The sequence below is a fragment of the uncultured Rothia sp. genome (assembly GCF_937976295.1).
Classification (GTDB): domain Bacteria; phylum Actinomycetota; class Actinomycetes; order Actinomycetales; family Micrococcaceae; genus Rothia.
Genome location: NZ_CALJRY010000254.1, coordinates 1 through 8,668, shown reverse-complemented (window position 1 = coordinate 8,668; position 8,668 = coordinate 1). Strand labels below are relative to the sequence as shown.

8 protein-coding genes are annotated in these 8,668 nt (G+C 58.9%); 5 read left to right on the top strand and 3 right to left on the bottom strand.

Going from position 1 to position 8,668, the window contains the following annotated elements:
- On the bottom strand, nt 1–485 hold a 485-nt coding region (locus Q0216_RS06830; RefSeq protein ID WP_298593989.1), incomplete at its 3' end, for a GtrA family protein.
- A 403-nt stretch (nt 486–888) separates the two neighbouring features.
- Between Q0216_RS06830 and Q0216_RS06825 the strand changes: the two genes are divergently transcribed.
- The 3 genes from Q0216_RS06825 to Q0216_RS06815 all read left to right on the top strand — a co-directional run bounded on the left by Q0216_RS06825 (nt 889) and on the right by Q0216_RS06815 (nt 3,778).
- Nucleotides 889–2,019 (top strand): 5-(carboxyamino)imidazole ribonucleotide synthase, encoded by a 1,131-nt coding sequence (locus Q0216_RS06825; protein ID WP_298593991.1) that lies wholly within the window; start codon nt 889–891, stop codon nt 2,017–2,019.
- A gap of 99 nt (nt 2,020–2,118) precedes the next feature.
- Nucleotides 2,119–2,757, top strand: a complete 639-nt coding sequence (gene purE, locus Q0216_RS06820) for a 5-(carboxyamino)imidazole ribonucleotide mutase (RefSeq protein WP_298593987.1) — start codon at nt 2,119–2,121, stop codon at nt 2,755–2,757.
- 19 nt (nt 2,758–2,776) lie between these two features.
- Nucleotides 2,777–3,778, top strand: coding sequence for a peptidoglycan bridge formation glycyltransferase FemA/FemB family protein (locus Q0216_RS06815; RefSeq protein WP_298593985.1), 1,002 nt, complete (start codon nt 2,777–2,779; stop codon nt 3,776–3,778).
- 164 nt (nt 3,779–3,942) lie between these two features.
- On the opposite strand, the gene glpX is transcribed toward Q0216_RS06815, so the two are convergent.
- Complete coding sequence (gene glpX / locus Q0216_RS06810; protein WP_298593983.1) at nt 3,943–4,950, bottom strand: class II fructose-bisphosphatase; 1,008 nt, start codon at nt 4,948–4,950, stop codon at nt 3,943–3,945.
- Nucleotides 4,951–5,369: 419 nt separating this feature from the next.
- Between glpX and Q0216_RS06805 the strand changes: the two genes are divergently transcribed.
- Nucleotides 5,370–6,089, top strand: a complete 720-nt coding sequence (locus Q0216_RS06805) for a carbonic anhydrase (protein ID WP_298593981.1) — start codon at nt 5,370–5,372, stop codon at nt 6,087–6,089.
- 242 nt (nt 6,090–6,331) lie between these two features.
- A complete protein-coding gene (locus Q0216_RS06800) occupies nt 6,332–7,738 on the top strand; it encodes a class II fumarate hydratase (RefSeq protein ID WP_049338717.1) in 1,407 nt (468 codons plus the stop codon).
- A 132-nt stretch (nt 7,739–7,870) separates the two neighbouring features.
- Here the strand turns inward: Q0216_RS06800 and Q0216_RS06795 are convergent.
- Nucleotides 7,871–8,668, bottom strand: a 798-nt coding sequence (locus Q0216_RS06795) for an MFS transporter (RefSeq protein WP_298593978.1), incomplete at its 5' end; no start/stop codon positions are given.

The following is an 8,668-nucleotide window of genomic DNA, read 5'->3' as shown; positions in this document are numbered from 1 at the left end:
TCGGTGCCTTCGCCGTCTTCAACCTTCTGGCGGTGCGAACCGTACACCCAGAAGCGGTAGAGGAAGTAGCGAAGAATGGTGCCCAGAATAGTACCGATGATCGTACCGGAGATGAAGGACGCCTCGGGGGTGCGCAGGTTCAGCACGTAGGTACTGAATGCCACACAGCCGGCCTCGACGAGAATACCGAGCAGGTTCACCAGACCGAACTCGATGGCTTCGCGCTTCCAGTTTTCGGAGCGGGAGTCGCGGAAGGTCCACAGGCGGTTCATGAGCCAGGAGAAGATGGTTGCAACAACACTCGCTACAACCTTTGCCTTGGTGTGGGACTCCGACATGATGGTCATCATCAGCACCCACACCGTCACAGAGTTCACGATGAAGGCGGCGCCGCCCACGGTACCGAATTTGAGCACCTCAATACCGTAGCTGTCCCAGAGGGATTTCAAGCGTTCGGTGAGGGTCGGTTTCGTCTGTGCGCTCATGCGGGACCTATCTAGCGGAGATTTATCGGGAAAAAGGGAAGATGAGCGCCGGTTGGCGCTGGTAACGCATTGTCCGGCGGTTGTTTCTCCCTCTTTTACAAGCTCTTATATGTTATTACAGTCCCGGTGGGTTGTTTGTACCTTTGAGAGTTTTTCCACAGACCTCCCAGCTAACGAGATATTCCCTTTCATTTCACGTTGACAGGGTAGAAGGCACGTTTTGCTGGCTTTCACCCATATCAAAGCCCACATATTGGGCTCCGCGCCCCCGTTGAACTTATTCTGCGACCCTAATGTGGGCTTGCTCCCACAGGCTCTCTGAAACCCGGTACACTTAGGTGATGTGACTTACCCTGTGACTGGACCCGTAATTGGCGTCATCGGCGGAGGCCAGCTGGCCCGCATGATGGCACCGGCAGCAACTAACCTTGGCCTCAACCTGCAGATTCTCGCGGAGGCGCCCACCGTCGGCGCCGTGGCAGCGGTACGTACCGCGCCCGTCGGGGATTACAAAGATTTGGACACCCTCCGCGAATTTGCTCGCGGCAAGGATGTCATCACTTTCGATCATGAGCACGTGCCCACCGAATTTCTGCGCACCCTCATGTCGGAAGGCGTGAATGTACAGCCCCGCCCCGAAGCCCTGCAGTACGCTCAGGACAAGCTCCTGATGCGCCAAGCTGTTGAGCGTCTGGGCTTGCCGAACCCGCGCTGGGCTGAGGTTTCTACTCTGGACGAGCTGCTCACCTTCGGCGATGAGATTGGCTGGCCCGTGGTACTGAAGACCCCGCGCGGCGGCTACGACGGCAAGGGCGTGCTCGTCCTGGATTCTCCCGAGGAGGCTCGCGAGCGCAGCACCGAATGGTTCGAGCAGTTGCCTTCCCGCACCGATTTCTCCTCCCTGCTTGCCGAGGAGAAGGTGCCCTTCACTCGTGAACTTTCCGCACTGGTGGCTCGCCGTGAAAGCGGCGAGGTGCGCCCCTGGCCGGTCGTTGAGACCATCCAGGTGAACTCCATCTGCGACGAGGTTATTGCTCCCGCGCAGAACCTGAGCCCCGAGATTGCTGAGGCTGCCGCAGCCGCCGCGGTGACTATTGCCTCCGAGCTGGGTGTCACCGGTGTGATGGCGGCTGAGCTTTTTGAGGTTCCCGGCTCTCCCGCAGGTTTCTACATCAACGAGCTGGCAATGCGCCCGCACAATACCGGCCACTGGACTCAGGACGGCTCGGTGACCAGCCAGTTTGAGCAGCATCTGCGTGCTGTACTGGATCTGCCGTTGGGTGATACCTCCGCGCTGGAGGGCGTTGCCGTGATGAAAAACTACCTGGGCGGCGAGAACGAAGACATTTTCGGCGTCTACCCGCTGGCACTTTCGGCTGAACCGCGCGCGAAGATCCACTTCTACGGCAAGGAAACCCGCCCGGGCCGCAAGATTGGTCACGTGAATATTACTGGCACGGTGGCTGAGCTTGATGAGCTGCGCCACAGCGCCGCGAATGCCGCCTCCATTTTGCGTGACGGCCGCCCCCTGTAGCCCTATTTTTAGCCGGTGCGTGGGGTGAGCACATCCTGCGTATCCGACGCACCCTATTGATGGTGGTTCGCCACCGCATTCTGAAAGGATATGAGGATTATGTCTCAGTCTCCCTATGATTCTTCCCAGCCCATTGTTGGCATTGTGATGGGTTCGGATTCGGACTGGTCGGTCATGGAGGCCGCAGCCGAGGTTTTGGACGAGTTCGGCATCCCCTACGAGGCTGATGTTGTTTCTGCGCACCGCATGCCCGAGGACATGATTGAGTACGGCAAGAAGGCTCACAGCCGCGGTATTCGCGTCATTATTGCCGGTGCCGGCGGTGCCGCTCACCTGCCCGGTATGCTCGCTTCTGTCACCGCACTGCCCGTGATTGGTGTTCCGGTGCGTCTGAAGAACCTCGAGGGCATGGACTCGCTGCTGTCGATTGTTCAGATGCCCGCCGGCGTTCCGGTAGCTACCGTCTCCATTAACGGCGCTCGCAATGCGGGCCTGCTGGCTCTGCGTATTCTGGGTTCGGGTACTGACTCATTCGCTCAGCAGGTTCACGCTGACCTGCGCGAATTCTCTCAGGATCTGCGCCAGAGCGCGATGGACAAGGGCGCGGCTTTGCGCACCCGCGTTGCCGAGGCGAAGGCTAAGGCAGCGGCTGAACGCGAGGCGGAGGAGAGCACCTCCGCACCCCGCCCCACTCCTGCCCCCGAAGCGTCGTCGGAGCCCCAGGCTTACGTTCCCTAAGCTCGGATACACTAGAAGGATGAGCAATATTCTTCAGTCCGACATTTGGGCACGTTTTCAGGAATCTAATGGTCACACCGTAATCCGTAAGAGCGGTAACGGCTGGTCGTACCTTGCGACCGTTGAGGGCGGCGCTACCGGCCGCTACCTGTACAGCCCGTACGGACCGGTTGCTTCCAGTGCTGTGGCTTTTGATGAGGCTCTCGCGTCGTTGAAGGAAGAAGCTGCGAAGCATCGTTGCCTGTTTGTGCGCATTGAGCCTACTGAATCCGCTATTTGGGGCGATCAGGATGCGGCTGCTTTCTTGGCTCGTCGCGGTGCGGTTTTGGCTCCTCGCCAGGTTCAGCCTTCGCACACTCAGATTATTGACCTTTCAGGCTCTGAGGACGAGATCCTCAAGGGCATGAAGTCCAATAACCGCAACCTGCACCGCAACATCCATAAGAAGGGCGTGACCATTGAGGTGTCGACGAATCCTGAGGATTTGTCGATTCTGTTCGCGTTCTTGGATGAGACCGCGGAGCGTAACGGTTTTAACCGTCAGCAGGATGATTACCTGATGCAGGTTGCTCGCGTGCTGATGCCCGCTGGTGCGGCGTCCCTGTACATTGCGAAGCTGACCGATGAGAACGGTGAGAGCACCCCGATTGCGGCGGCGTTTGTGTACGATTCGGACGACACCCGTACCTACGCGCATGCGGCGGCTTCTTTTGAGCATCGTCGCCTGTCCGCGGGTATTCCGGTGGTGACGAACTTCATCCTGGACGCTAAGCGTAAGGGTCTGAAGTACGTTGACCTCTTCGGCATTGCGCCGGAGGATCAGCCGGATCACGAGTGGGCTGGTTTCACGAAGTTCAAGAAGTCCTTCGGCGGCGAGTCGGTGGAGTACCCGGGCACCTGGGATGTTCCGGTGTCCTCGCTGGGCTACCGCGCCTACACGCTGGCGTACAAGGCTCGTCCGGCGGTTCGTGATGCTGTGTCGAAGGCGAAGGCGAAGGTTCAGTCTTTCCGCTCTCGCTAGTGAGTTCAGGCGTACCGCTGCCGGGGCGCGTCCTGATGCCTAAAAGCTAAATACATGAGGGAGCCGCCCTCACCGAGTTCTTCGGTGGGGGCGGCTCCCTGTGTATGTATGCGCAATGTTCGAGGAGCCTTAGTGCGGCTCCTCAGCCCTTGCGGGGGCGAAGATTACTGCTCGCCGGGGCTCTTGGTGTGCGAGAGAATCTCGCGCAGGCGGGAGAGGCGGTGCTCAGCTTCGACGGTACGGACGGTACCGGAGGAGGAACGCATAACCAGCGACTGGGTGGTTACAACGTTCTTGCTGTAGCGAACACCGCGCAACAGCTTGCCGTCGGTAACACCGGTTGCGGCGAAGAAGCAGTTGTCGCTGGTGACCAGGTCGTTGGTGGTCAGGATGCGGTCGAGGTCGTGGCCTGCTGCCAGTGCCTTCTCACGCTCTGCTTCGTCGGTCGGTGCCAGGCGGCCCTGGATGATGCCGCCGGTTGCCTTGATTGCGCACGCTGCGACAACGCCTTCGGGGGTGCCGCCGGTGCCGAGCATCAGGTCCACGCCGGTGTTCTCGCGGCAGGCTGCGATAGCGCCTGCAACGTCACCGTCGAGGATGATGCGGGTACGGGCACCTGCCTCGCGGATTTCCTGGATCAGCTTGGCGTGGCGGGGGCGGTCCAGCACGCAGACGGTCAGCTCGCTGATCTTCTTGCCCTTAGCCTTGGCGACCAGGTGCAGGTTCTGCTTGACGGGCAGGCGCAGGTCCACGAATTCGGCGGCTTCGGGGCCGGTGACCAGCTTCTCCATGTAGAACACTGCGGAGGGGTCGAACATGGTGCCGCCGTCTGCCACAGCGATCACGGACAGGGCGTTGTCCATACCGAGTGCGGTCAGGCGGGTGCCGTCGATGGGGTCCACAGCCACGTCGAGGGAGGGGCCGGAGCCGTCGCCGACGTTCTCGCCGTTGTACAGCATGGGGGCCTGGTCCTTTTCGCCTTCACCGATGACAACGGTGCCGTTGAAGCTGACGGTGGAGAGGCGGTAGCGCATTGCATCTACGGCTGCACCATCTGCGAGGTTCTTTTCGCCTGCGCCAACCCAGGGGCCTGCAGCAATTGCTGCTGCTTCGGTCGCGCGGACCAGTTCCATTGCGAGGTTGCGATCGCCGTGATTGTTGTTCGTAGTCATAGACTCACCTTCGAGAATTCTGAATACACTGTCGGCTGGCTGGTTCTTTCCAGCACGAAGTCGCCGACGCAGTAGTGCTCCTTTCAGGATAGCGCGCGGGCGCTTCGTTTTTCTTGTTCTGAACGAGTTTGCGTGCGTGTTGACTTTAAGGTGAGCAGATGCGGCAAATTGGTGAGGGCTGCATCTCTCTTTGCGTTGTTTCCGTGTCTTTGGTCTCCAAGATTGGGGTTGTAAAGGCGCGCCATACTAGCCATTTTTCGCATTTTTAAGGCATATTTGAGGTAGGTTCTTTTCGCCGGGAAGCTTCCGGCGAGAAACTCAGCTTCAGCGCGAGCGCTTGAAGCCCCCGCATACCCGTTCGCAGATTCGTTGCCTCTGGCGGCACGCGTTATCTGTATCTGTCCGCTAAGGAGCATCACATGGCTGGCATTCAACCGACCCCCGCAGAGGCGTGGAAGCGTCTTCGAGACGGCAACCGTCGTTTTATTGAGGGCAGCAACGAGCACCCCAACCAGGACACGATTCGCCGTACCGACCTGGCGGCGGGTCAGTTCCCGTTTGCCTCAATTTTCGGTTGCGGTGACTCTCGCCTGGCGGCGGAGATTATTTTTGATCTGGGTCTGGGCGACGCGTTTGTGGTGCGTACCGCCGGCCACGTGCTGGAGAACGCGGCTCTCGGTTCGTTGGAGTACGCGGTCGATGAGTTTGAGACCCCCATCGTGATGGTTCTCGGCCACGACTCCTGCGGTGCGGTCACTGCCGCTAGCAATGCTCTAGAGTCTGGTGAGATGCCGCACGGTTTCATCCGTAACCTAGTGCAGCACATCCTGCCTTCGGCAATGTCTCCGAAGCTGCCGGAGAACCCGACCGTCAACGACATGGTGCGTGAGCATACCCGCCAGACCGCTATCCGCATTATCGAGCAGTCCCACATCATTTCGGATGCGGTGGTTGAGGGTAAGGTCGCCGTGATTGGTGTCTTCTACCACCTGAAGGAGGGTAAGGCGGAGCTGGTGTTCAGTTCGCAGGACCTGACCCTGCCGGAGGAGAAGAACGACGCGCAGAACCCGCCGACCCAGGCGCTTCCGGTGGTCGTGAAGACTCCCCCGCGCGTTGTGGTGGCTGAGAACCTGGACTAGGTTTCCTCTTCTCCGCTCGTTACCTCTTAGCTACTCGATACGAGCCTTAACGCGAGAACCCACATACTCGCACTTAAGAACAGATTTTTCTATGGGATACCCCCGCCACGGTAGCGTGTTCGCACATCTGCCGGGGCGGGGGTTTTACGCGCCTTCTCACGCCGCAAAATTTATGAGCGTTTTTCCTCTTTTGACACCTTTTCGAGGCGACGTAAGCCACTTTGAACGCCTATGCTAGAGGTATGGCTGAAAACATTGAATACCGCATTGAACATGACACCATGGGCGAAGTTCGCGTTCCGGCTGATGCACTTTACCGTGCACAGACCCAGCGCGCAGTCGAGAACTTCCCGATTTCGGGTCAGACCCTCGAATCCGCCCATATTCGTGCGCTTGCCCTCGTGAAGAAGGCAGCCGCGACCGCCAATGAGGAACTCAAGGTGCTCGACGCTGAGCGCGCCCAGGCTATCCGCGACGCAGCGGATCTGGTAGCAACCGGTAAGTACGACGCCCACTTCCCCATTGACGTCTTCCAGACCGGTTCCGGTACCTCCTCGAACATGAACGCGAACGAGGTTCTGGCAACTCTGGCAACCCGTTCCCTGGAGTCCAAGGGCATTGAGGTTCACCCCAACGACCACGTGAACGCTTCCCAGTCCTCCAACGACGTCTTCCCCACCTCCGTGCACGTTGCTGTGACCGAGGCTCTGGTGAAGGACCTGATTCCCGCTCTCGAGGTGCTCGCTGAGTCCCTGGAGCGCAAGTCTGCAGAGTTCAAGGACGTTGTGAAGTCCGGTCGTACCCACCTGATGGACGCAACCCCCATTACCCTGGGCCAGGAGTTCTCCGGCTACGCCGCAACCGTGCGTTACGGCATTGAGCGTGTGAACGCTTCCCTGCCGCGCGTGGCTGAGGTTCCCCTGGGCGGCACCGCTGTGGGTACCGGCATCAACACCCCGGACGGCTTCTCCGCTCGCGTGATTGAGCTTCTCGCTGAGGAGACCGGCCTGCCCCTGACTGAGGCTCGTAACCACTTCGAGGCTCAGGCTAACCGTGACGGCCTGATTGAGGTTTCCGGCCAGCTGCGCACCCTGGCGTACGGCCTGATGAAGATCAGCAACGACATCCGCTGGATGGGTTCGGGCCCGAACACCGGCCTGGGCGAGCTGCACATCCCCGACCTGCAGCCCGGCTCCTCGATTATGCCCGGTAAGGTCAACCCCGTGATTTGTGAGGCTACCATCATGGTTGCCGCTCAGGTTATCGGTAACGACGCGACCATTGCTCTGTCGTCCACCAACGGCGCGTTTGAGCTGAACGTGGGTATCCCGGTGATGGCTGCTAACCTGCTGCAGTCGATCCGCCTGCTCGCTAATGTTTCTCGCGTTTCGGCTGAGAAGATGATTGACGGTCTGACCGCTAACGTTGACCGTTGCCGCTTCCTGGCTGAGGCTTCGCCGTCGACCGTGACCCCGCTGAACAAGCTGATTGGTTACGAGGCTGCTGCGAAGATCGCTAAGTACTCGGTGGCTCACAAGGTGACTGTCCGTGAGGCAGTTGTGGCTCTGGGCTACGTGGAGCGCGGCGAAGTGACTGAGGAGCAGCTGGATGCGGCTCTGGACGTCACCAAGATGCTGGGCAACTTCTAATCTCACCCGCCTGAGCCTCGCCTGAGGTTCGCGGCTTAAGCATAGAGGGAGGGGCGACTCGCCATGATGGCGGGTCGCCCCTCCTTCTGTCTATGTTCTCTGCCTCATCATTGAGTTAGTAGCAGGTTCTCACTATTGTTCAACGATATTGAACACTTTGAACTGTTTATAGTGGACCAGTGTGTAGATGAGGCAGAGTACAGCCGGGATACTGACGACGAGCGCAGCGTTGAAGGAGCCCAGATGGTCAAGCATCAGTGCTACCGCACCCATGGAGTACAGCGTTCCTAACCCAAACACGGCACCATCAAGGGAGCTGGCACGCCCCAGCAGCTCATTCGGTGTAATGCAGTCACGCAGATTGTTGGAGAAGATGAAAGCTGATGCCCATCCTACGTCCAGGATGAAGAGCAGGGCTCCGAGCACTACGGGGTTATTGCTGACGGTGACGAGCGGTATTCCGAGCAGGGATACGACGTTGGCGACCAGTAGCATTCCTCGCGTGTTCTCAAAAGAGAGGAAACGATCAATGATGAGCGCCGCGACGATACCGCCGATACCGCTGCAGGCCATGATCATGCCTACCACTGAGGCTTCAAAAGTGAGTTCCTCGTACAGACGGTAAATAATGATGAGTGAATACGATGCTGTAGCTGCCGCCAAGAAGAACGTGTAGACAAGGATAAGTCTCTGCGGGGCGCCGGAAAACATGTATTGGATACCGTCAAACATCCGATGAATAAACCCATGTTGTGTGGTTTCGCGTTGCTCAGTTTTAGTTTCCATCTCTACGGATGGCAACGTTGCGTATGAAATAGTTGCCGCTCCGAAAAGGAGCACCGGGACGATAAGACCAACCGTTGAGCCCGCAACAAGAACAATAAATCCTGCTGTAGGGGGCGCAATGATTGCGGATATTCCCTCGCAAAT

Coding starts and splice junctions, on each gene's coding strand:
- Q0216_RS06825 (WP_298593991.1), top strand. CDS start 889: ATGATGGCACCGGCAGCAACTAACCTTGGCCTCAACCTGCAGATTCTC.
- purE (WP_298593987.1), top strand. CDS start 2,119: ATGTCTCAGTCTCCCTATGATTCTTCCCAGCCCATTGTTGGCATTGTG.
- Q0216_RS06815 (WP_298593985.1), top strand. CDS start 2,777: ATGAGCAATATTCTTCAGTCCGACATTTGGGCACGTTTTCAGGAATCT.
- glpX (WP_298593983.1), bottom strand. CDS start 4,950: ATGACTACGAACAACAATCACGGCGATCGCAACCTCGCAATGGAACTG.
- Q0216_RS06805 (WP_298593981.1), top strand. CDS start 5,370: ATGGCTGGCATTCAACCGACCCCCGCAGAGGCGTGGAAGCGTCTTCGA.
- Q0216_RS06800 (WP_049338717.1), top strand. CDS start 6,332: ATGGCTGAAAACATTGAATACCGCATTGAACATGACACCATGGGCGAA.